24 protein-coding genes and 1 pseudogene are annotated in these 22,781 nt (G+C 46.2%); 22 read left to right on the top strand and 3 right to left on the bottom strand.

The window, feature by feature from the left end; genetic code table 11:
• The first annotated feature begins 3 nt into the window (after positions 1-3).
• The 12 genes from ABF87_RS07930 to ABF87_RS07980 all read left to right on the top strand — a co-directional run bounded on the left by ABF87_RS07930 (position 4) and on the right by ABF87_RS07980 (position 11,304).
• Complete coding sequence (locus ABF87_RS07930) at positions 4-984, top strand: hypothetical protein (protein ID WP_160828603.1); 981 nt, start codon at positions 4-6, stop codon at positions 982-984.
• Between the two features lie 14 nt (positions 985-998).
• On the top strand, positions 999-1,652 hold the full coding sequence (locus tag ABF87_RS07935) for a vWA domain-containing protein (RefSeq protein WP_160828604.1): 654 nt from the start codon (positions 999-1,001) through the stop codon (positions 1,650-1,652).
• A 28-nt stretch (positions 1,653-1,680) separates the two neighbouring features.
• Positions 1,681-3,435 (top strand): type IV secretory system conjugative DNA transfer family protein, encoded by a 1,755-nt coding sequence (locus ABF87_RS07940; protein ID WP_160828605.1) that lies wholly within the window; start codon positions 1,681-1,683, stop codon positions 3,433-3,435.
• A gap of 9 nt (positions 3,436-3,444) precedes the next feature.
• On the top strand, positions 3,445-3,726 hold the full coding sequence (locus ABF87_RS07945; protein WP_160828606.1) for a hypothetical protein: 282 nt from the start codon (positions 3,445-3,447) through the stop codon (positions 3,724-3,726).
• A 28-nt stretch (positions 3,727-3,754) separates the two neighbouring features.
• Positions 3,755-4,063: a hypothetical protein gene (locus ABF87_RS14670; RefSeq protein ID WP_164503189.1), complete on the top strand. Its 309-nt coding sequence runs from the start codon at positions 3,755-3,757 to the stop codon at positions 4,061-4,063.
• Positions 4,047-4,502: a hypothetical protein gene (locus ABF87_RS07950; protein WP_160828607.1), complete on the top strand. Its 456-nt coding sequence runs from the start codon at positions 4,047-4,049 to the stop codon at positions 4,500-4,502. The genes ABF87_RS14670 and ABF87_RS07950 overlap by 17 nt, the downstream gene beginning before the upstream one ends.
• Before the next feature lie 166 nt (positions 4,503-4,668).
• The gene (locus tag ABF87_RS15000) at positions 4,669-4,980 is read left to right on the top strand and encodes a hypothetical protein (RefSeq protein WP_160828608.1); all 312 of its coding nucleotides are present in this window, start codon (positions 4,669-4,671) and stop codon (positions 4,978-4,980) included.
• Positions 4,916-6,484, top strand: a complete 1,569-nt coding sequence (locus ABF87_RS15005; protein WP_160828609.1) for a recombinase family protein — start codon at positions 4,916-4,918, stop codon at positions 6,482-6,484. The genes ABF87_RS15000 and ABF87_RS15005 overlap by 65 nt, the downstream gene beginning before the upstream one ends.
• Positions 6,485-6,488: 4 nt before the next feature.
• Complete coding sequence (locus ABF87_RS07965) at positions 6,489-8,636, top strand: zincin-like metallopeptidase domain-containing protein (RefSeq protein WP_164503190.1); 2,148 nt, start codon at positions 6,489-6,491, stop codon at positions 8,634-8,636.
• A 224-nt stretch (positions 8,637-8,860) separates the two neighbouring features.
• Entirely contained in the window at positions 8,861-9,271 is a 411-nt protein-coding gene (locus tag ABF87_RS15010; RefSeq protein ID WP_240143596.1) for a hypothetical protein, read from the top strand.
• An 84-nt stretch (positions 9,272-9,355) separates the two neighbouring features.
• A complete protein-coding gene (gene umuD / locus ABF87_RS07975; RefSeq protein ID WP_160828610.1) occupies positions 9,356-9,973 on the top strand; it encodes a translesion error-prone DNA polymerase V autoproteolytic subunit in 618 nt (205 codons plus the stop codon).
• 59 nt (positions 9,974-10,032) lie between these two features.
• The gene (locus tag ABF87_RS07980) at positions 10,033-11,304 is read left to right on the top strand and encodes a Y-family DNA polymerase (RefSeq protein ID WP_160828611.1); all 1,272 of its coding nucleotides are present in this window, start codon (positions 10,033-10,035) and stop codon (positions 11,302-11,304) included.
• Positions 11,305-11,511: 207 nt separating this feature from the next.
• Here the strand turns inward: ABF87_RS07980 and ABF87_RS07985 are convergent, their stop codons facing one another.
• Positions 11,512-11,772 (bottom strand): hypothetical protein, encoded by a 261-nt coding sequence (locus tag ABF87_RS07985; protein WP_160828612.1) that lies wholly within the window; start codon positions 11,770-11,772, stop codon positions 11,512-11,514.
• Between the two features lie 118 nt (positions 11,773-11,890).
• On the opposite strand from ABF87_RS07985, the gene ABF87_RS07990 reads away from it, so the two are divergent.
• The 9 genes and pseudogenes from ABF87_RS07990 to ABF87_RS08030 form a co-directional block, all read left to right on the top strand.
• Positions 11,891-12,223, top strand: coding sequence for a WGR domain-containing protein (locus ABF87_RS07990; protein WP_160828613.1), 333 nt, complete (start codon positions 11,891-11,893; stop codon positions 12,221-12,223).
• 626 nt (positions 12,224-12,849) lie between these two features.
• A complete protein-coding gene (gene wrbA / locus ABF87_RS07995) occupies positions 12,850-13,449 on the top strand; it encodes an NAD(P)H:quinone oxidoreductase (protein WP_160828614.1) in 600 nt (199 codons plus the stop codon).
• 24 nt (positions 13,450-13,473) lie between these two features.
• Positions 13,474-14,295, top strand: coding sequence for a class III extradiol ring-cleavage dioxygenase (locus ABF87_RS08000; protein ID WP_160828615.1), 822 nt, complete (start codon positions 13,474-13,476; stop codon positions 14,293-14,295).
• Positions 14,296-14,369: 74 nt separating this feature from the next.
• Positions 14,370-14,702: a cytochrome c gene (locus ABF87_RS08005; protein ID WP_160828659.1), complete on the top strand. Its 333-nt coding sequence runs from the start codon at positions 14,370-14,372 to the stop codon at positions 14,700-14,702.
• Between the two features lie 12 nt (positions 14,703-14,714).
• A complete protein-coding gene (locus ABF87_RS08010; RefSeq protein ID WP_160828616.1) occupies positions 14,715-15,659 on the top strand; it encodes a hypothetical protein in 945 nt (314 codons plus the stop codon).
• Between the two features lie 12 nt (positions 15,660-15,671).
• Positions 15,672-17,216 carry an FAD-binding oxidoreductase gene (locus ABF87_RS08015; RefSeq protein ID WP_160828617.1) on the top strand — a complete coding sequence of 515 codons (1,545 nt, stop codon included), beginning with the start codon at positions 15,672-15,674 and terminating at the stop codon, positions 17,214-17,216.
• Positions 17,217-17,246: 30 nt separating this feature from the next.
• Entirely contained in the window at positions 17,247-18,362 is a 1,116-nt protein-coding gene (locus ABF87_RS08020; RefSeq protein ID WP_160828618.1) for an NAD(P)-dependent alcohol dehydrogenase, read from the top strand.
• 152 nt (positions 18,363-18,514) lie between these two features.
• Entirely contained in the window at positions 18,515-19,180 is a 666-nt protein-coding gene (locus tag ABF87_RS08025; RefSeq protein ID WP_160828619.1) for a protocatechuate 3,4-dioxygenase, read from the top strand.
• Between the two features lie 122 nt (positions 19,181-19,302).
• Positions 19,303-19,618: pseudogene (locus ABF87_RS08030) on the top strand (IS1595 family transposase); the annotation flags it as partial.
• A 237-nt stretch (positions 19,619-19,855) separates the two neighbouring features.
• Here ABF87_RS08030 and ABF87_RS08035 read toward each other — a convergent pair.
• Both ABF87_RS08035 and ABF87_RS08040 read right to left on the bottom strand, forming a co-directional pair.
• Positions 19,856-20,755 (bottom strand): sulfotransferase domain-containing protein, encoded by a 900-nt coding sequence (locus ABF87_RS08035; RefSeq protein WP_160828620.1) that lies wholly within the window; start codon positions 20,753-20,755, stop codon positions 19,856-19,858.
• Positions 20,756-20,965: 210 nt separating this feature from the next.
• A complete protein-coding gene (locus ABF87_RS08040) occupies positions 20,966-21,166 on the bottom strand; it encodes a hypothetical protein (protein WP_160828621.1) in 201 nt (66 codons plus the stop codon).
• A 332-nt stretch (positions 21,167-21,498) separates the two neighbouring features.
• Between ABF87_RS08040 and ABF87_RS08045 the strand changes: the two genes are divergently transcribed.
• Positions 21,499-22,374, top strand: a complete 876-nt coding sequence (locus ABF87_RS08045; protein WP_160828622.1) for a LysR family transcriptional regulator — start codon at positions 21,499-21,501, stop codon at positions 22,372-22,374.
• Positions 22,375-22,781: the final 407 nt, after the last annotated feature.

Below are 22,781 nucleotides of genomic sequence, written 5' to 3' on the forward strand. Positions count from 1 at the left end.
ACTATGAATGGATCAAAACCTTGCGTCGCGATAACCGAACATCAATTTGCTATCGTGGTGATCACCATAAACAAGCTCAAACGGGAGGCCATTCAATGTTTGTGGAAACTGGTTCCCTTGATCTTCTCGATAGTTATTTTCCTGAGTGCCACCGGGGTGGAAGTGGCAATTGCCTACGGGGTATTCAGTGGATTGCTGGCTGGCATCGAAGATCCAATCGTGCAGCATTCGGCTGGACTGCTCTCGATGACAGCGGTCATCGCCATGCTGACCTATCACTGGATCAGCGAGAACAACCCCGATGCGTGGTCGGTGCGATTGATCAAAAATTTAAGCACAGTGTTCGCGCCGCTGTATGTTTTCGCTGGCGGTCTGTTCCTCGGCATAATACTTTTCCCCGGCGTGATAGCCGTCACCACCAGCGGAACCCTCGATACGATCTTTGGTTTGCCGGTAGAGCAAGTCAACGCCGACAATGTAGGACAAGCCCTCATCACCTGGCTGCAAGACAATCTGATACTTGCTGCTCCTTTGTTTCTCGCTGGAGTGATGGGAATTTCCGTGATGAGCCTTTTCGTGGGCGGTCAATGCATCAATGTGATCAGCACGAATGCATACGCCATTTTCCGCGCCCTGTCGAAATATCTTGTCTCTCGAAGGGCTGGTTTGCAGATGCAACTCGACATCAAAGCATCTCGCAAAATGACCTCTGAGCTTGCCCAGCTCGAAAAGCGTAACGATAGTTTTTACAGAAATCATGCGGCCATTGTGGCAGCCGGTCTGGTCGATCAGTACGTGCGGCGTGCCGAGGCGGCCATCGAAGCCAATCCCGCCTTGTTTACCCGCATAGACGAGCCGGATTCAGCGGTAAGCCGCTTGTTCGGCAAACAGCCTGACTTATCCGTTATCCAGGCCCGCATCGATGTTCTCAGAACCCAAAATGTCAAGCATATCCGCAGCGTCATCGACCGCATTCTTAAATAGAGGAGATATAACAAATGAAACTGACGACTTTACTCTTATTCACTGCCTTGAGCGGTGTCGCATATGCCCAGAAACCGACACATATAACTTTCGTACTGGATCAATCGTCATCCAACCCCAATGAAGTAGAAGCTTTTCGCAATACTGCCGGAAGACATGCCAAGAACACAGTGACTGAGCTCAACATGGGCGACAGCGTTGCTGTGATGACGTTTGGCGACGGCGGTCTGAGTAATTTCCAATTAACCAAGCGCGTAAAACTATCGATGCGCATGCGGCCCTCGCAAGTGGGGCTGGCGCTGGAGAAGGCCATTACCGCAAAGGCCGAAGAAGCTGCCAAGAATCCACAGAATGAAACGCGCTTGATGTCTTTTTTCGAGGACTCTTACCGGGAATTCCAGTGTGGGTCCGGCAATGCGAAGGTGATCGTTTTTACCGACGGTGTCGAACATTCGGCTGAAATATCGGCCAAGCAGTTTGTTGTCGATAAAAAACAATTACCTAACCCAACGCCCGATATTTTGAAGGGATGCCATGTCGAGTTTATCGGGGTCGGGATAGGAGCCAAAGGATCGTTGCAACGGCTTGAGAAAAAACACATCACCGATGCATGGTCGGCATGGATGAAAAAAGCCGGAGCCACGTTCGAAGCGCGTTCCAATCTTTAAGATTGGATAACTTCCAGCCCTCATTATCATGAGCCACTACTCCAACAATCAACATCCTACCAGCCTACTTACACTTTTGTGCGTTACCGTATTGTTGGTGGGCTGGTCAAATAGTCTACCCCTGCCGATGATGGCGGGTCGCGTAGTAGACTGGTTTTCTGCGCTCATCCACTTCATGGCAGGGCTATTTTGCCTACACACCGCAATCCGGCTGCTCGAAAATCTCTCGCACTATATCGACCTTTTCGGCAGCCGCAAGGTATCGGGACAGAAGGGAACTTCCGCATGGGCTAAAGTCAAGGAATACAAAGACGCATTGACCAAAGATAGGCGCGGCCCATTCTGGGGGTGCGCTTTGGATGGCCCCCGGCCTGCCTTGTTTTTTGATTTCGCCAGTAACGCGATGACAGTCGCACCAGCAGGTTCCGGCAAAGGCATTTATAACGTTGTTCCCAACATCATGAGCACCAGGAAAAGCAAGGTAGTGGCTGATTTCAAAGGAGAATTATCTTGCTTGTGTAAATCTGCGTTGGAAGCACGTGGCGAAATTGTTCGAGTACTCAATCCTGGGAATTTATGGTCAGAAATTATTGGAAAAAGTGACTCGTATAATCCGCTCGATATTATTGCCGACGATCTGACGCGTCCTGGAGGTTTGCGGGACATTAATGACGATCTACGTGAACTGGGAATGCAAATTCAACCAGAGCCGGGAGAGAAAGAGACGGATAATTCCTACTTCCGTGAAGGCGGCCGTTTCTTGATTGGCTTGGGAAGTTTGTCCGAGTGTATGGTGGATTTGCACGATGCCACGCTTTCATCGGTTGCATTGCTGCTAGAGAACCCTCAACGCTTGGAAGATACTGCAAGATGGCTAGCGGGCGTAGATATGGAAGGCAAACCACATCCGGATGGACCTTTCCCCATCGAGCATACCGAATGGGCAAAGGTACATGACCCACGGGATGTCGCAGAATTCGCGAAGTTGGTCAGAGCCAAAGCACACAACCTCATTACATTGATTTCAGACAGTGATAAAAAAACTTATCTAAGTTTCGTAACGGGTGCTCAACAAAGTTTGAGTGTGTTCGCTTTCGGGCGATTAGCGCTTGCCATGGGCCGCTCGACCTTTAGCATGAACGATCTCAAGGAAGGCGACAAACCGACTACGCTTTTCATCGTGGCTGACGCCAGCCGTATGGAGGCATACAAGGCGTATGTCGGCTTGATGCAATGGTGTTGTCTGACTGCAATGAAACGTCATCCGAATAAAGAACGTCCCCTATATTGTATTCTGGATGAGGCAAGCAACTATAAAATCAATGGCTTAGAGAGCCTGCTGACATGGGGTAGATCGTATGGGCTTCGCCTTCATCTTATCTTTCAAGATCTTGCGGCCTTTGAACGAGTATACGGCAAGACAGCTCTCGATACGCTGATGAGTGAAACCGAGATCAAACAATTTCTTCCCGGTCAGCGTTCGCCCAAAACACTGGAAATGATCTCCAAGCAAATGCTCGGCGAGCAATCGGTCATGGCGATGAGTGGCAACCGATCCATCGAGCATCTCGGGTTAAACGAAACCATCAGCGAAGTGGGCCGTCTGCTTGCAACCCCTGATGAAATACGGCGCATGAAGGAAGGTATTTTATTCGTGCGTCAACACCGCCCGATTTTGTTTGAACCTGTATCGTACGCCGAGATCGAGCCTTGGCGCTCGCAAGTAGGCATCAATCCATTTCACGGCAAACCATTTCGTAAAAAAATCAAACTGCGTCTCTAGGAGTAAATAATGAAAATGTATTCACCTCAAAAATTTCGCTCTTTCTCATGGCTATCAGTGCTGCTCCGAAGCTTGGCTTATCTGTTGCGTCACTGGTTTTTGCTATTGATTGCCGCACTGATGATCTCGCCAATCGGCCCACATTTGCTCGTGTGGTACTCATATAAAGATTACGGGGCATACAGAGATTACAACGATTGCCTCTATCTAGGGGGCGGCGGGTTGCTTGAACGCGATTTTGGCGATGACTGTCCGGTAATCGTGATCATCGATAAACGAGACAAGCAGTAAATTTTAATCACAACGACAGGAGAAAAAAATGAGCAACAGAACCTCAAATGATGCACCGAATGAAGGCACTCAATCGCATACGGGACGCAAACCCGATCAAATTGCTTACACGGTGCGCGAAACAAGCGATGGCAAGGAATACTGGAATCGGATCGGCGCGATGTGGAAACACAAGGACGGGCGCGGTTCTGAGTTGGTACTGGACAGCATTCCGATAGACGGTCGAATTACGCTTCGCGAGCAACGCGAACAGCGCATGCAGGACTATGAGGAAGAACGTGCCAATCGGCAGCCGGTGAACAACACCCGAACCCGCGATTATGGCCGGGAACGTTGACAAGAACTATGACGGGGAGCTGCCATCGCGAACGACCAGCTTCTCCGGCAAGCATCCACAACTGGGGAGCGATACCCCGGCAAGCTTTCAAAGAGCACCGTCATCCCGCCGGGAATTCGATCAGGTACGCGATCCATACTATGCCAGGCAAATGAAAGTGATGGAGCTGACCGAAGCACAGCGGCGCGGGGACAGCGAACGCACGGGACGCGGCTCCGAGATGGTGAAACTGAACAAACCGTTTCCAGAGCTGCGCCCGAAATCCGAGCAGATTCCCATTCGTGAAACATTTAACCGCGCATGGCTGCGTGAACAACGTGAGGCACGGCTCAATGATCTGGAGCGGCAACGGGCAAAGCAGCAATTCGAGCGATCCGACCGCTCCATGCACGAGGATTGGGAGGAAAAAAGGCAGCAACAGCGTGGACTGGAACGCTAAATAGTTTTGGAAATTGAATGCACGAGGTACGTTTTTTATTGCCAGCTTTAAAAGAATATGTTCTCTTTTTGTTCGTGTTGAATATTTTTTAAACGACGAAGAGGGACACGAAACGATGAATGAATAACTTTCAAGGCAGGGCCTTGAACAAATCAGGGAGACGAAGATGAATAACAATGCGACAGAACAGAACGAAAATAAACGGGAAGCCATTCCCGTCCCCACACTGGATTATGATATATACCGTGGAGATTTGGCGGATCTGAAACTGACCGCCGCGCAGGAGAATGAATTACTGACTATTCTCTGGGATATCATGCGTATGATGGTAGATCTCAATCTGGATATGGATGCCGTGCATGTACTCATGCCGCCTTCATTGTGCAAGGCATTCAATGAGGATGGAGAAGACGATGAAGCAGAGCAAAAACGCAATCGAAGCGCTGGTACACAAAACGAAAGGAGTCGGAATGGATAAGGCTGTGATTTATTGCCGGGTATCTACCAAGCGGCAGACGAAAGAAGGCGATGGATTAGCCTCGCAAGCGACGCGCTGCCGCGAGTTTGCCCGCTACCGCAATCTGGAAGTGGTCGAAGTGTTTCAGGATTCCCAATCCGGTTCGCTCATTGACCGGCCCGGCATGCAGGCAATGCTTAAATACTTGAGGTCGCACCGCAGAGACAATCTGACGGTGATCATCGACGATCTGAGCAGGCTTGCGCGGGGGGTGGAAGCGCATATCCATCTGCGCACAGCAATTTCCAGCGTAGGGGCGAAACTGGCTTCGCCCAGCATCGAATTCGGCGAAGATTCGGATTCGGTGCTGGTCGAGCATCTGCTTGCCAGCGTGTCGCAACATCATCGCCAGAAGAATGCCGAACAAACCCGCAACAGAAGACGGGCGCGAATGCTGAACGGCTATTGGGTGCATTTTGCGCCGATTGGCTATAAGTACGCCTCAAAGCCGGGCCATGGCAAAGTTCTAGTGAGAGATGAGCCGCTCGCCAGTATCGTGGCCGAAGGATTGGAAGGCTATGCCAGCGGGCGCTTCCAAATCAGGGCAGAGGTAAAACGATTCTTTGAGCAGTTTCCCGAGTTTCCCACAGACGCCAAGGGCGAAGTCAGCAACGAACATGTCAACCGAATTTTAAGCCGGGTGATTTATGCCGGCCACATCCAATCGGACATCATGAATGTGTCGTTGCGCCCGGCACACAACGAACCGTTAATCTCGCTGGAAACCTTCCAAAAAATCCAGCAACGCATGCAGGAGAAACCCAAAATAGCCGCACGGAAAGATTTGAATGAAGATTTCCCACTACGTGGTGCCGTGCGTTGTAGCGATTGCGACAATCCTTTGACTGCCTGCTGGACGAAGGGGCGTAGCAAATATTATCCGTATTATTACTGCTTCGCCAAAGGCTGTGAAAGCTACGGCAAGGCCATCAACCGCGAAAAGCTCGAAGGCGAATTTGTAAGCTTGCTACACAAGCTGGAACCTTCACCGCCGCTATTCAAAGTCGCGACCAAGATGTTCGAAACATGGTGGCGTTACCGGCAGGCGCAGATTACGCAGCGCGGGCAGTCAATGGTGCGCGAGGTACGCAAACTGGATGAGAAAATCGAGCAATTGATGGATAGATTGGTTGAGGCGGACAGCCAAACGATGGTCAAGGCGTATGAAAAGCGGGTCAAGCAACTGGAAACCGATAAGGCCGTGCTGGTCGAAAAATCCGGCCAATCCATGCGTCCAATGCGCTCGTTCGATGCGGCACTTAGAACCGCCCTGGATTTTATCTCGAACCCACATAAGCTCTGGGATTCCGGGCGATTGTGCGATCGCCGCGCCGTGCTGAAACTGGCTTTTCCGGGTGGGTTCCAATATCACCGAAAAACAGGACTTAGAACCGCTGAAACCCCATTACCCTTCAAGGTGTTAGGAGAGCTTATGAGTAAGAAAATTCAAATGGCGGGGCATTAATAGTTTGAACCTGATCAGCCGGGGATACACTGATCCACGCTGGCTGACCTATAAACAGGCAGAGGGGGTAGGGGCACAGGTGCGAAAAGGAGAAAAAAGCACACCCGTGCAGTACTGGCTATTTACTGAAGAACGGATAAAAACCGATGAGCAGGGCGTGCCGATCCTGAACAGTGATGCCCAGCCCATCAAAGAGCACGTCAAACTTGAGCGTCCCAAAGTATTTTATGCCGCTGTATTTAACGCGGAGCAAATCGATAACCTGCCAGAATTGGTTATTAAGGCTCCTGACTGGGATCCACTCGAGCGGTCAGAAGATTTATTGGAACGCTCTCAAGCCATTATCCATCACGGTGAGATCGATGGCGCATTTTATCGGCCATCGACCGACAGCATTCATCTGCCGTACAAACATCAATTTCCCACAGCGGCTGGTTATTACCAAACAGCCCTGCATGAACTAGGCCACTGGAGTGGTCACGAATCACGCTTGAATCGTGATCTTTCCCATCCATTCGGCAGTGAAGGATATAGCCGTGAAGAACTGCGCGCCGAGATTGCAAGCATGATATTAGGCGCAGAACTGGGCATTGGCCATGATCCTGCGCAGCACGTGGCTTATGTAGGGTCATGGATCAAAACCCTGCAGGATGATCCCCTCGAGATATTCCGTACTGCAGCTGATGCAGAAAAAATCCGGGAATTTGTGCTCGCATTAGCACATCAACAAGAAAGGGAAGTTAGGGAGACCATCAACACACATCCAGTTAATCAATCCTATGAGCATGATAAACCCATGCTGCAGCAATCCGACAAGCAAGAGGAGGGGAGTATGCGCCAATATTTGATTGTGCCTTATAAAGACAAAGAATTTGCCAAGCTTGCCGGAGCACGTTGGGATAAATCAGCTAAAGCCTGGTATGTGGGGCCCGATGCCGACATCGAAGCTCTGCAACCCTGGTTACCCGATAACGTAGTTCTGCGGCCAGAACCGGCTATAGATCCAATAGTTGAGTTTGCCGAGTTATTACATGCGCAAGGTTGCCAAGTGGACGGCAATCACCCGATGATGGACGGCCAGACTCACAGAATCAAAGTAACAGGAGACAAGCGAAATGAAAAATCCGGATTTTATGTAGCCCATCTGGACGGCCGCCCAGCAGGGTATTTCAAGAACAATCGAACTGGTGTTGAGACACGCTGGAAAGCGAAAGGATATTCTTTAACGGATGAGCAAAAAGCAGAACTCATTGCCCAGGCCGCGATCAAATTGCAAATCAGAGAAGCCGAGCATCATGCCCAGCACATCAAAATTGCGCAAGCCATTCAAGAATTGCTCGCTATCGCACCCCTTGCCGATGCCAGTCATCCATATTTAGCTCAAAAGCACGCTAGGGCAGGGGATTTAAAGGTCGTGCCTCAGAATGCGGATCATTTACCAGCTGATTCGATCATCAAAATTGCCAGCAATTGGCACGAAGCCAAACAATTGCGTGAAGATCATCCTGAGTGTCTGGTATTGACCGTCGGTGATTTATTACTGTCTGCTCAGGGTGTTGATGGTTCGATCTGGAGCGTGCAAACGATACAAGCCAATGGTACGAAGCTTTTTGCGGCCGGAAGCAAAAAGGAGCACACCTTTCATATTGCAGGGAACAATGGTTTGGCATGGGATAAAACTATCGACACAGCCTCTGCCATTATCATTGCCGAAGGCTATGCCACAGCGGATACGTTGTCTCAGGCGTTGGAAATGCCTGTCATCGCAGCGTTTGATTCCGGCAATCTGCCCAAAGTAGCGCAAGATCTACATGATGCCTATCCAGATAAGCCCATCATCATTGCAGGAGATGATGATCGTCACCTGGAGTCAACCCAGAACAAAAACCCAGGCAGAGAGAAAGCATCAGAAGCGGCACAGCTCGTGGATGGGGTAGCGGTATTTCCTCTATTTGCACCAGGTGAGCAAATAGAATTTAATTTCAGTGACTTCAATGATCTGGCTAACCGAAGTGTGCTTGAGCTCGAAGCGGTCAAGCGACAAGTCGGATCCGTTGTGGAGCGCGTGCTACGAAATACACGTGTGGAAAATCTTCAGACTCCGACCAAGTTAAGGCAGGAAACTGCACAAAAACGCGCATTGGTCAGATAATCCAGGGAGATCAGCAGTTGCTACCGGAAACCGAGAAGTTTTATGACGGAAAATGATGGAATAATTAAATCAAAAGGCAGGGGTGTTCGGCTCTAATAGGTTGTGATGAAGGTTATCCACAAAAATAGTGGATGAAGATGTGGATAAGTGCTTTAAATTGAGCATGGGTGATGATGATTTCAGATGCTTAAAAATTAACCTTCAAGTTTCCTGACATTTTTAAAATGTGCGGCGGTATTCAATATCAAGATCATAAAATCTACTTTCCTCAGCCTGATGCAAGGTTACCAATAAAACTACGGGGAGGAGGGGTCACGTGGATTACCTGGGGCAGGCGCCAGAAAGAAGCCATCGGTAAATTCCCCAATGGCGGTTGGGCGAGATTGGATTCCATCAAAATGGGCAAATGGAAGCCTTGGCATCCGAAGCCTGTACTAATCCCCATCGAGAGCTTTCTGGAAAAAGATCACAATAAGCAATCCCATTGGATCACGCTTGCTACAAACATGTTTCTGCAAGGATTAGTTGCTGAAAGAAACGGTGAGCAAAGAGTTTATATTGTCACAGAAGAGACACCGCCAGAATATCACTGGATCCATGACCGCTGGCCCAGGTTGATCAAAGTATCAGGCTGAAGATTTTACTTACTGCTACGCGGTTGACATCATTTAGGATGGTATGCTTGAATATAGTACACTATTCAAGATGGAGCTTTTGATATGTCAACTCATGGCGGAAAACGCGAAAAAGCAGGTCGGCCGAGCGGCCAGGGCACTTTTGGTGAACCCACAAAAATCATGCGCATACCAGAGAGTCAGACGGGGGTCGTCAGGAATTTCCTGGAAGCCTTGCAACGCAAACGGTCGAAGGCAGAAAGCGAGTTGGCGGATACAGAAATCAATGTGGAAGAGTTTTTCAGCCCCATTATTAATGAGCAACCCACCCATCTTCCCCTGTTTTCAACAAAAGTTGCCGCAGGATTTCCGAGCCCTGCCGACGATTACGTCGAGAAAAGCCTTGATGTCAGCGAATTTTTGATCGATCACGCTGCATCCACTTTCTTTGTCACAATCAAAGGGGAATCGATGATCGATGTAGGCTTGCTCCCAGGCGATAAGGTTGTCGTCGATCGTTCAAAAACACCGGCGCTTGGCGATATCGTATTGGCCGTGGTCGATCGGGAGTTTACGATCAAAATTTATGATCATGGCGCAAACAAAATGCCAAGGCTCATGCCCGCTAATTCATCCGGAGCTTATCGGCCCCTTTATATCCGCCCGGATATGCAATTTGAGATCTTCGGCGTAATTATTGGATCGTTCCGACGATTCAAATAAGAATCTTAATATTTTTCCGTCAGTCAGGTTCGCTTAGTCATTGATTAGCAGGATAAACTATGTCCCGCCGTGCTATCGCGCTCATCGATGTCAATAATTTTTACGTCAGCTGTGAGCGTATTTTCAACCCGCATCTGGAAGGCAAACCAGTGGTAGTGCTATCCAACAACGATGGTTGTGCTGTAGCTAGAAGTAATGAAGTCAAGGCGCTGGGCGTCAAAATGGGACAGCCCTGGTTCCAACTCAAAGATCTGGCCCGTAAACATAACATCATCGCTTACTCATCCAATTACACGTTATATGCTGACATGAGTCATCGAGTGATGACTATTTTGAACATGTTCAGTCCCCGGCAAGAAATTTATTCGATTGACGAATGTTTCTTAGATTTAACTGGATTTTCGAATCTAGCGCAGTATGGCCAGGACATTCGGCAGACAATAAAACAATGGACGGGTTTGCCAGTTTGTGTGGGGATCGCTGCTACTAAAACACAGGCCAAATTGTCTAACCATATCGCTAAAAAATTCCCACAGCTCGATGGGGTATGTGATTTCACCGCCATGTCAGCCTTCGAACAAGATATCTGGTATAAAAGAATCGAAGTAGGGGAGATCTGGGGGATAGGCAGGCGTCTCGCGCCTAAGCTTCATCAGTATGGGATCCAGAACGTTTATGACCTCAAATGTGCCTCTCCAATCATCATGAGGAATAAATTCTCTGTCGTGATGGAAAAAATCATCCGGGAACTCAATGGCACTTCATGCATTGAATTGGAGGAGGTAACACCAAAAAAGGAAATCGTCTGTTCGCGATCGTTTGGAGTGAGGGTCACGCAATTATCGGAATTAGAGGAAGCTGTATCCCTTTATATGCGCCGTGCTTCAGAAAAACTGCGCCGCCAGCGCTCATATGCCGGTGCAGTATCCGTATTCATCAATACCAGCCGGTTCAACAAACCGCAAGAGAATTATTGGAATGAGACGACAATCCCTCTGCCAACCCACACTGACAGCACGATACTTCTGACCAAAACCGCACTGTGGGGCTTGAGAAGAATATATCGTCGGGGGTTCGAGTATCAAAAAGCAGGGGTTAGGCTATCAGGACTGGTGAATGCTCAAACAAGGCAAACTGATCTTTTTGGACTGCTACCAAAAGGCTATACCTCTCAAGAATTAATTGAAGTCGTAGACCACATCAATCACCGGATGGGTACTGGCACGATTCGCCTTACATCCGAGGGCATGCAGCAGGGCTGGATGATGAAGCGAGAAAAGATCAGTCAGGAATATACAACCAATTGGGATGAATTGCTTTGTGTACCATAGTTATCTAATATTTATTTTTCATACAGGATGTTATATTTTGATACAACAGTGCCCGCTATTTCAGTGATTTCCTGATCTCCCAGTGGGAATAGTCAGTCATTGTATCTAGGCCTAAATACCTGCAATAGGATATTGACAGGTATAGTCATAAAGTCCGTGTAAACCTAAAACCTGGCCTGCTTATAAAGCGGTAAGTGACCAGTGTGGTTAGCACGAAGAGCGTTGGGTTAAGAAAGCGGCAAATCGGTATTTGATTATAAGCAGCATGCAGTAGTAGATAACAATGGTTTGGTGCTGGCGGTTTAAACCACCGCAACCAATTGCCATGGCAACAAGCAGCTGCTGGGCCTGCTCGACAAAGCCAATATTCAGGCGGGAATTTCTTTTAGAAAAGATGATATTTTGCATGATATGAGCCTCATCCTTATCCAAGGCCTTATAGTAATATTTGTTATCAGTATCTGCCAAAAATTAAAAGTTACTTACACCAAGGACAGACTCGCTCATATTAATGCTAAATCTTTTGATAATGCCATGAACGGCAAGGAAGCTAAGAGCGATGTCAAGCCATGATTGAGACCGTAAAATGCTTGATTCAATATTATTGGAAGCCTGTAACCCTGAACTAAATATCTGGCGGTCCTACCGTATAACCTTCGGACAAGACTTATTCGGTAGCTGGATAGTTGAACTGAGTTATGGCCGTATCGGCTCAAAGGGTCGAAGCAGAACTATCTTAGCTGAAAACGAAACCCAAGCTATGGGCTATGTTGAGCAGTGCCTTAAAAAAAGACAATCTGCCCCGAAGCGTATCGGGGCGAGCTATAGAATTAAGCAATTACCCAGAGAATGGGAAGAAAATACAAATAAGCTGCTGTCAAAAATTAGCGGTGAATTCCAGTCGTCGAATGAAGATTGATTTGGGGGCTGTAGTAGATTAGCTTAGTTGTTAAGCTAATCTACTACAGCCCCTTAAGTAATTGTTTAACGATTCGCTTAATATTTTAGGCCATTGCGGTCATCAAGCATCATACTCACTACCAAGCACTTTATAGACACAATAGCTCAGATAGGAATTTGCACTGCTAAAATTAATCTCTCTCTATAAAAATCCTCTTGTAATTAATTTATCTCAAACTTTGTCCAACAATCACTGACACAACCAAAAATACTCCTATCGCAATTAAGAAATACTCAGCTATATCTGTACTCATAGAAACTCCTCGAAGTCAATCAAGTAAAAACATTTCTTAAAAACATAGTTTGCGGCTACGAACGAAATTTTTACCTTTTGATAAAAGGAAGAAATTCAGTGCAATTCATCGGCAAGTTATGTATTGGTAAGATTTGAAAGCGAACTGCTTTAGGTATGATCCTTTTCCAATAAATTTGTCAGAAACGCTTATGTCTATTGCTCTATGTATGATTGAGGAGTAAAACTAACAAAGCCTTTTAACAATTAGCATTAAGATCTGTCAGAAATAAAGAATAGAATTGAACATATAAACATAAGTTATCCTGAATTGTGAAATGAGGAGGTACAGCATGACTAAAATTCTCGTTCTTTACTACAGCATGTATGGGCATATCGAAATGATGGCCTATGCTGTCGCTGAAGGTGCTAGAAGCGCGGAAAATACTGAGGTTGTCGTTAAACGTGTTCCAGAGCTCATGTCTGATGAAGTAGCACAGAGAGTAGGAGCCAAGCTCAATCAGGAAGCACCTATTGCTACTGTTGATGAGTTAGCAAGTTATGACGCTATTATTTTTGGTACGCCTACGCGCTTCGGCAATATGTGCGCACAAATGCGAAATTTTCTCGATCAGACAGGGAAGTTATGGCTTAACGGTGGTCTGATTGGCAAAGTAGGCAGCGTATTTACGTCCACGGGAACCCAGCATGGTGGGCAAGAAACTACAATAACTTCGTTTCATACCACTTTACTCCATCACGGCATGATCATCGTAGGAGTCCCATATTCGTGCCAGGAAATCATGAATATGAATGAAATAACTGGTGGCTCTCCATATGGAGCTGGAACGCTTGCTGGTGGGGATGGCAGTAGGCAGCCCTCAGATAATGAATTAAAAATTGCTCGTTTTCAAGGCTCTCATGTAGCAACCATAACTCAGAAATTAACCTGAGCAGTTGCTAAGGAGGATGAGTATATGGATAGTCCATCATCAAAAAAACTTTCATCGGTTATATATATACCGCATGGTGGAGGGCCATTGCCGATTCTAGGAGATAAAGCTCATGAGAAAATGGTTACTTTTCTTAAAGAGATAGTCCAAGATTTGGATCAGCCCTCAGCAATACTTGTTATTAGCGCGCATTGGGAAGAAGATCAGGCAACGACTACGGGCGGCAACTGCCCTGGATTGATTTATGATTATTACGGCTTCCCTGAGGAGGCGTATCGACTTCAATATTCAGCAACAGGTCAGCCTCAGCTCGCTAAAGAAATCTTTGAATTGCTAGCAACCCACGGAATTCCAGCAAAAGTGAGCGAGCAACGAGGCTTTGATCACGGCATGTATATTCCTCTTATGCTGATGTATCCAGCTGCAAACATTCCCTGTGTTCAGTTATCTCTTCTTAAGAATTTAGACCCGAAACAGCACATTAATATCGGAAAAGCCCTCAGATCTTTGCGAGGCAAAAATATTCTGATTGTGGGCTCAGGAATGTCATTTCACAATTTAAAGCGGTTCTTTTCAAAAGGTAATGATGGTGATAAAGAAAACCATGAGTTCGATAGCTGGTTAATAGAAACTTGTACAGACAAAGAGTTATCTACAGATGAGCGTGAGCAAAGATTAATCGAATGGCAAAAAGCTCCCTCTGCACGCTACTGCCACCCTCGAGAAGACCATTTATTACCGTTGCATGTTTGCTACGGTATTGCCTGTGCCGAGACCCCAATAGCGAAAGTTGTGTTTAATCAGGACATCATGGGCAAGAAAGTAACCAGTCTTTTGTGGCAGTAATCGAAAAAATTACTTTATTTATAGTAAATACAAAACCTCACTTGTTAATCCCTGAAATTCTTAGGAGGATCAGCATGGAAAGAATAAAAAGCATAAATGTGCGATGGGCCTTCATGTTAATACTTATCTTTTTTGCAATAAGCAACGCATGGTCAGCGCCAGAAAATGAACCTAATACTGGTTTTGCGTGGAAGGATGGGGAAGAAATATATACCAAAATTTGCGCTTATTGTCATGAGGTTCAAGTGGGGCCGCAGATTCGAAATCGTGAACTTCCTGCAGCCTATATTCGCGAAATTGTTCGTAATGGAAATCGGGCAATGCCTGCCTTCCGCTATGCTGAGATTGACGATGAGTCTCTGGCAAAACTATCAGAATTCATCTCTCAAACCCAATCTAAACATTAAGGAGTTGCATTCATGGATGAAACTCGACGTAGCCTCATTAAAGGCGTGCTTACTGGAGGAACTTTATTGGCTTTGGGTATTCCCGTAATTTCTCAAGCAGCATCTGTCAATCAAGCGCTTGTAGATAATGTGCGAAATTGCCATCTATTGCTGGGGAATACCCCCATCGACGAAGAATTTGCAAGAGGAGCACAAGCTGCTTGCTCTCTGTATGGTAATTACCTTGATGGCACATTACCCACTTTTCAACTTGAAGATGAATTATTAATCAGCCCCTTGCACATTGGAGACTTATTAGCACAATCATGCAATATGCGTTGGATAGCCATCATGGATTATGCAAACGCCGCTATATTCAATGAACTAATTCGAAATTCTGGGCGACGTCTGCTTGCATTGGGTTCTCACATATTCACATCCAACAATAAAACCATCCCCTTGCGTCATGTCTGGACTGTTGCCTCACCGGAATACAGCGCAGCCGGATTGCTGGCCTCCACGCTTAGCCAAAATCAGCACGATTTTTCTATTGTAGAAAATTTTCTGGAACAATCTATTGGAGATGGCGTATTAAAAAATACCTCCTTGGCTGAATTTTCGTCCTACTGGCAAACTGATCAACCTGCAACTCACATACATTGCAGCGGTATGTCTCCCGAAGAAGCCAGCCAATTAATCGGCTGGAAAACATCAGAAAAAACGAAAGCTTTATTCTCTCAAGTGGCAAGTTCTTCTAACTTCTCGAATAGAGTATTAAGTGACGTAGCCATAGATCATCCCCGGTTTGATGATTGGATTGAAGCCACTGGCTTTGCGGTTGTAGCAACGGCATTGGGTGTGAAAATGCACCAACAAACTTGTTCCAGCCGCGCATTTGTGTATCGGTCTGATCAGCGCAATCATCATAGACACGAACTGTCAGAGAAAAGCTTTGTTTCGTTTGTAATTGACGTGTAGGGAGAATACCGCATGACCAGTAAATATATCGCATTGCCTAAAGGTGTATCGGAAAAAAACTTTGATGCAGCCATTAGTGATTTTCGAAGAGTACTGGGCGATGCTTCTGTACTCACCAGCGCGGAACAGCTTGCCCCTTACATCAAGACGATGATGCCGGTTCCTGATGCCGATCATACGCCATCCGCGGCGCTACTGGCCACAACCGTCGAGCAAATCCAGAAAATCGTTGCGATTTGCAATCAATATAAAGTCCCGATCTGGATGATCTCCACTGGCAAAAACCTGGGTTATGGCTCGGCAGCTCCGGCAGAGCGTGGTCAAGTAGTGCTTGATCTCAAACGTATGAATCGCATCCTTGAAGTCGATAAAGATTTGGCTTTTGCTTTGGTTGAGCCGGGCGTTACCTATCAGCAGCTCTATGATTACATCAAAGAGCACAAGCTGGGTTTATGGCTGTCGATGCCTGCACCCTCAGCCATTGCCGGGCCGGTGGGCAATACGCTGGACCGGGGCGTTGGCTATACACCTTATGGCGAACATTTCTTGTTTGCTTGCGGTATGGAAGTGGTGCTGGCGAATGGCGAAGTATTGCGTACCGGCATGGGCTCGATGCCCAACTCCAATACCTGGCAGGTTTTCAAATGGGGCTATGGCCCTTATCTGGATGGCATTTTTACGCAATCCAATTATGGCATCGTCACCAAATTCGGTTTTTGGTTGATGCCCGAACCACCGGCATTCAAGCCGTTCGTTATCCAATATCAACATGAAGAAGACATCGTTGAGATCGTGGAAACGATCCGGCCGCTGCGTATTAGTGGGGTTATTCCGAACGCCGTGGTCATTGCTCACGCACTGTATGAAGCACCGGTAAAAGCTAATCGTAGTGATTATGTGTCCGGGCCAGGTTCAATCCCGGATGAAGCAGTCTATCGGATCATGAAAGATCACAAACTAGGAATTTGGAATGTATACGCGGCGCTCTATGGCACGCAGGAGCAAATTGATGTTAATTGGAAAATCGTTAAACAGGCATTCGGCAAGTCCGGCAAGGCAAAAATTCTGACGGAGCAGGAAGCGGCGGAGGATCCCGCTTTTATTTATCGCGCCAAGCTCATGCGTGGAGAGATGACCCTTACAGAATTTTCGTTGTATAACTGGCGTAAAGGTGGTGGGTCGATGTGGTTCGCACCTGTGTCGCAAGCGCGAGGTAGCGAGACCCTCAAACAAATGGCGCTGACCAAGCAGATTCTTGCAAAATACGGCCTAGATTATTCAGGCGAATTTATCGTTGGCATGCGTGATATGCATCATATCGTCGACGTGCTGTATGACAAGACTGATCCTGAACAGACCAAAGCGGCTTATCAGTGTTTCGATGAATTGTTGACTGAGTTTTCCGCCCGAGGATACGGAACTTATCGCGTCAATACTGCATTCATGGATAAAGTTGCTGATACCTATGGCCCAGTGCAGAGAAACATTCATAAAACGCTGAAGAAAGCACTGGACCCCAATGGCATCCTGGCGCCTGGAAAATCAGGCATACGCTAATTATCCAATAAAAACAAAGCGGAGGTGCACGTGAAAACAATTAGGGCAGCAGTTATCCGCCAGTGTGGCGGGCCTTTCCAGATAGAAGAACTATTGCAGGATGAACCACATTTCGATGAAGTACGTGTGCGCATTGTAGCAACAGGAATGTGTCATACCGATATGGTTGCACGCGATCAGCTTTATGATGTGCCGCTTCCCATTGTGCTGGGACATGAGGGCTCAGGAATAGTTGAGCAAATCGGCAGTAACGTGAAGAAAGTCGGTGTTGGTGATCACGTGGTGTTGACATATATGTGGTGCGGTCATTGTAAACCTTGCTTACATGGTGATTTGACTTATTGCGAGAATTTTTATGCTTTGAATTTCAATGGCGCACGCGAAGACGGCAGCACGTCAACTTTTACGACAGGAAATACTTCCGAACAGATTCATGATCATTTCTTTGGACAGTCGTCATTTGGCACATTTGCACTCGTGCATGAGCGAAATGTTATTAAAGTACCGAAAGATGCGCCCTTGGAGCTGCTTGGACCGCTAGGGTGTGGCATTCAGACTGGCGCCGGGGCCGTTATGAATGCACTCAAGGTAAGTCCGGGCAGCAGTTTCGCCGCATTTGGCGGTGGCGCAGTAGGACTCAGCGCCGTAATGGCGGCTCGAGCTGCTGGTGCTACGACCATCATCTCAGCAGACGTAGTGCCTTCACGCTTAGCTCTAGCGATGGAACTCGGTGCAACCCATACCATCAATAGCCGAGAAACCGATCCTGTCGAAGCGGTTCGTAGAATTACCGGCAGCGGTGCTGATTTTGCGCTGGAATCAAGTGGACGCCCAGCCGTATTGCGTCAAGCCATTGATGCACTGTCTATTCGGGGAACATGCGGCATAGTCGGCGCACCGGCTTTAGGTACAGAAGCAAGCTTCGATGTAAATGGGGTGATGACGGCAGGCAAGCGCATTATTGGTATCGTTGAAGGGGATAGCAAACCCGATCTTTTCATTCCTGCACTGGTTGAGCTTTATCAGCAGGGAAGATTTCCCTTTGATAAGCTGGTGAAGTTTTACACCCTCGACCAGATTAATCAGGCTGCTGAGGATAGTGAAAAAGGCATTACGATTAAGCCAATCATTCGGTTAGCATCTTAGCGGAAGCCTGAGCATCTTTCTGTTTTTCGTTGAGCACAGCGAAATCATGATCTGTTAACGGATTAAATAATAGATTATGCGAATAGCATTGAAAGATTTTCACATTATTAATACGTTTTACCTTTAGTTATCTCATTCTGAGAACCGTCAATATGAAGACTGATAAACCTTTACATAGTCGCCGTACTATTCTGAAAGCATCGGCAGCGCTATTCGCTGCAGGCATAATACCTCCTACTGGCTCTGCTTTTGCCCAGATGCTATTGAACAGAACACAAGATCAGATTTTAGGACCTTTTTATCCCATTATGAGCAAGCCTAATCGCACTGGAGATCTAACACGAGTGCCCGGCGGTTCGGGACGCGCCAAGGGGCAGCTTCTTATTGTTAAGGGACGAGTACTTAATCCCCAAGGTAAACCAGTCGCGGGAGCCGATGTTGAGATCTGGCAAGCCAATTCTGTGGGACGCTATGCTCATCCTGACGACACGAACCCGGCACCGCTCGATCCAAATTTTGAAGGATTTGGCGCAATGACAACTGATACCGATGGGTATTATCAATTCAAAACTATAAAACCGCCGCCCTATCCCATTACACCTACCAGAACACGGCCAGCACATATTCATTTTGACGTCAGAGGCCGCCATGACGAACTGATCACCCAAATGTATTTCGAGGGAGATCCGTACCATAAGACGGATCCATTCTTGCAAAGCGCATTCAATCCAGAAGCGTTGATTGTAAAGCTAAGTCCGCCAACGCCGGAGGAACCCGATTTCATGGTGGCTGAATTCAATATCGTATGTAGAGGTTAATTAATACACACACGAGGAATTGATTATGGATAATAAAAAAGGTCTTAGGAAGTTAAGCACTTATTAAAGTGTGTTAACTTACTGAGATAAATGTTAAAAATAGATATTAATTTCGTTCTCAAATCAGAGAAGTTAAATTCAGGCAACTTATTCGATGTTTTTCGCTGGATTTCACGGCCACTAGCACAGCTCAATTTAATGGTATTTCTAGCCGATCGATCAATAACATTATTTCCTTAAAGTACGACAGCGAATTACTCAGTGTTATGAGCTTGAGTTGCCCTTGCAAGGTTCTGCATAAGTTGTGAATCGCACTACGGCGCGCAACGTGTTCGAAGCATAAGAGGACGTGGAGCGTATGGCGAAACGATCGTCTTTGGTGTCTTTGAACGCCAAGGAAAGGTTCCTACCGAAATTGTGTCATATTGTTCCAAAGCTGTATTTGCATAAAGCCGTGCAGCCTTTAGCCCCTTCTCAGCAATTGGCGACGCGTCATAGCTGTGGATTAAATAATGGAATAACATTGGGATGAATAGCCCAAGCGTCAGAGCCTGAACAAACCTGGGTTTAGGTCAAAATTGTAAGAGATAGGTCAATTTTAATTTGTCGTTTAAAAAGTCTAGTGGGTCAAATTCAATTGCCGTTGACCAATAAATAATTAGAGAAATATGATATTTAGGATTTTCCTGCGAGCCAGCGTGCGCATTCGAGTCCCAATTCTTTTACTGCGCGGGCTTCATACTGGGCTGAATCCTCCGCAGTTAGGGTATCATTCCAGCGGCCATTCACACCTTTGTTAATGAATACTCTTGCACCTTCATCCCAGAACGCGCCACCTAGCGGCACACTTCTCGTCGCATTATTTTTCATCCAATCGAATGAGCAATATTCGACTATATATGGCCATCTGTCTTCATTAATAGTAATATCCAAAAAGCGTGCAATTCGGCGCATTTCTCCCGACATATCTCGTTTGAGATCATTGAAATGAAGGAGCAAGAGGTTAGGTAATTCTCTAATCTTCCACCAGGAGCGAATATTTTCCCAAAATGGCCAGAAAGGGTAACCGTCGTTATCCATCCAGTCATGCCAACATTTGAGAATGTCTGTTGGTAGAGGCGTGAAAGCAGGCCCGACCAGCCCTGGAGTATCATTTAATGCCGAATACATAGCTTGATTACCGTTAGAATAATGATTATATAAACTCCATAGGACATCTCGTCCATCGCGGCCAATGTAAATGTACTTTGCTTTAGGTGAATAAACTAGCGCATCGACAGGCAAGTGCGTTTTTAGAAACCTGCGATGCTTCTGCGCCTCTATTTGAGGTAATTTTGTTGCTTTGGGAGGAACACGTAGATCAAGCCATGGCGACATTTCCGCTACTTCTAAATCTGGGTCACCACTGAATAATAACTGCCCCACAATTTGTTGGGTCCAAGTCGTGCCTGATTTAGCATAGGTTGCAATGATGATATCATCAGATCTGAATTGAATATCATTCCAAATTGTCGAGTCAAAATGATTACTATGCAGTTCTCTAGATTTTACCGGCCATTCAATTACGTTATACATTCTTGCTCATATCCTTTTCAGAAAAAGTATAAATTTAAACATTTGCCTATCTGCAGTTCGCTAGGTGGTAAAGTAAAGAAAGTACAAAGATCAAATAATTGTGACTTTTAAACCAAGTTGTAAGAAACCTATTTCCACATTATTTAAGGATTTGCGCAAATCTAGCTAAAAAATAGATGCTGATTTTTGTTACAGAAAGAATAACAACCATTAATACCAGATGCCATCATCACCTTCTTTCAGGCATGATCCATTAGCATCCAGTCCGTATGGACATTCTATTTTTTTACCAGCAAGTTTTTTTTCATAATTTTCCCTTTCTCTTTCATTAATCGTCACCGTAGGACGACCGCACGCCGTTATCAGTGTAACTAGCAAAGCAATAATAACTATATTGATAATACGCTTCATGAAATAACTCCCTAAAAAATTAATAAAAATTTTTCTTTTACAGCTGAGATTAATTTGCCCCTATTTGATGGATAAGGTCAGGAAGCTTCGAATATCCTGCAGAATGGAGGCTGGTTCAGCGAAGCATGTGCATTATTTAGTTCCTCTTGGTGCCGGTGTAATAGAGCCAGCTCCAGGTCAACATGAACCGAATGGTTAATCTTGTGGATGTTTCTCATGCAATTTATCCATGATGATTACAACAAATTTTTCATAGTAGAATTATCCAATGCTTCTTATATAGTATAAAGATTGATTTATGGATAAGATTGCTCCACTAATGGAGCAAAGAAATGGAATTTTTGAATGACATGGCCTTGTTTGTGGAAGTTGTCAAGGCTAGAAGTTTTCGCGGGGCTGCCGATATTATCGGGATGCCGAACTCAACCCTATCGCGACGGATCAGTGCGCTGGAGAAGACGATCGGATTGCGTCTTTTGCATCGCACAACGCGCAGGATCACATTAACCGAGGCTGGTCAGATTTATTTCGAGCGCTGTAAGCGCATCGTCGATGAAGCTAAGCTCGCTCACGAACAACTCGGCGAAATGCTCGCACAGCCCAGCGGGGTGCTACGCGCTTCGTTGCCTGTAGACTTTGCCGTTTCCTATATAACACCTTTGATCGTCGAATTTGCAAGACTCTATCCTGGCATTGTTTTCGATTTAGATCTTACGTCGAGGCGAGCCGATCTGGTGAGTGAGCCTTTCGATGTGGCAATCCGCATCGGAGAACCTGAGAATTCGCAATTGATCGCACGTCCATTGGCTGTGCTCCCTGTGTACTTTTACGCTTCGCCTCGTTATCTTGAGCGCTCGGGAGAGCCTGCCGAACCAGCCGATTTAGCGCACCATGAGTGTTTAGGTCTCATGAAGACTGGTACGTGGATACTGCATGATGGAGAGCACACCGCTAAAATTTCAATTAGTAGCCGGTTCACGCTCAACAGTGTCGGTATGATTTGCCGCTTGGCAACACTCGATATGGGCATCATCATGATGATGGAGAAAATCGTCGCTGATGATCTTGCCTCTGGACGATTGCGTCGAATACTTCCCAATTGGCATGGGACTCCGGCCTCCGTCTACGCCGTTACGGAAACCCGGTTATTGCCTGCAAAAACACAGCACTTCATTAAGTTCCTGCAGGAACATTTGAACAAGATTTAGCAGGAAGTCAAAATGAAAGCTCCGCCACCTAGAATTCCTATCATTTAAAATATTGGATTGCGATTTACTAGCCGAAGGGATTATATCTAATAATCAGTCTTATTTAATTTATGGGCAATATAATTGACCAGTTGTTCGTTCCGAGAGATTTAATGATATTTTGATACATTTTTCACTATATCACAGGAGCCTTCCCTGAGAACCAATGGTTTGCTGTTCATGTATTTCAATTCCTTTTATAAAGCTTCTTTTGTTTAAAAAACTCTGCTTTAAGGTTGAATTCAATGGCGGCTTGATTTGAAAAAATATACCCCACTTGTTTATGCTCACCAATCTCCATTATCACATCCCATTAAATGTAAAACACGAGTAAGAAAGTTTATACTCTCCTATCTTTATCCAAAATG

This window comes from Nitrosomonas sp. JL21, assembly GCF_009833095.1.
Lineage (GTDB): Bacteria > Pseudomonadota > Gammaproteobacteria > Burkholderiales > Nitrosomonadaceae > Nitrosomonas.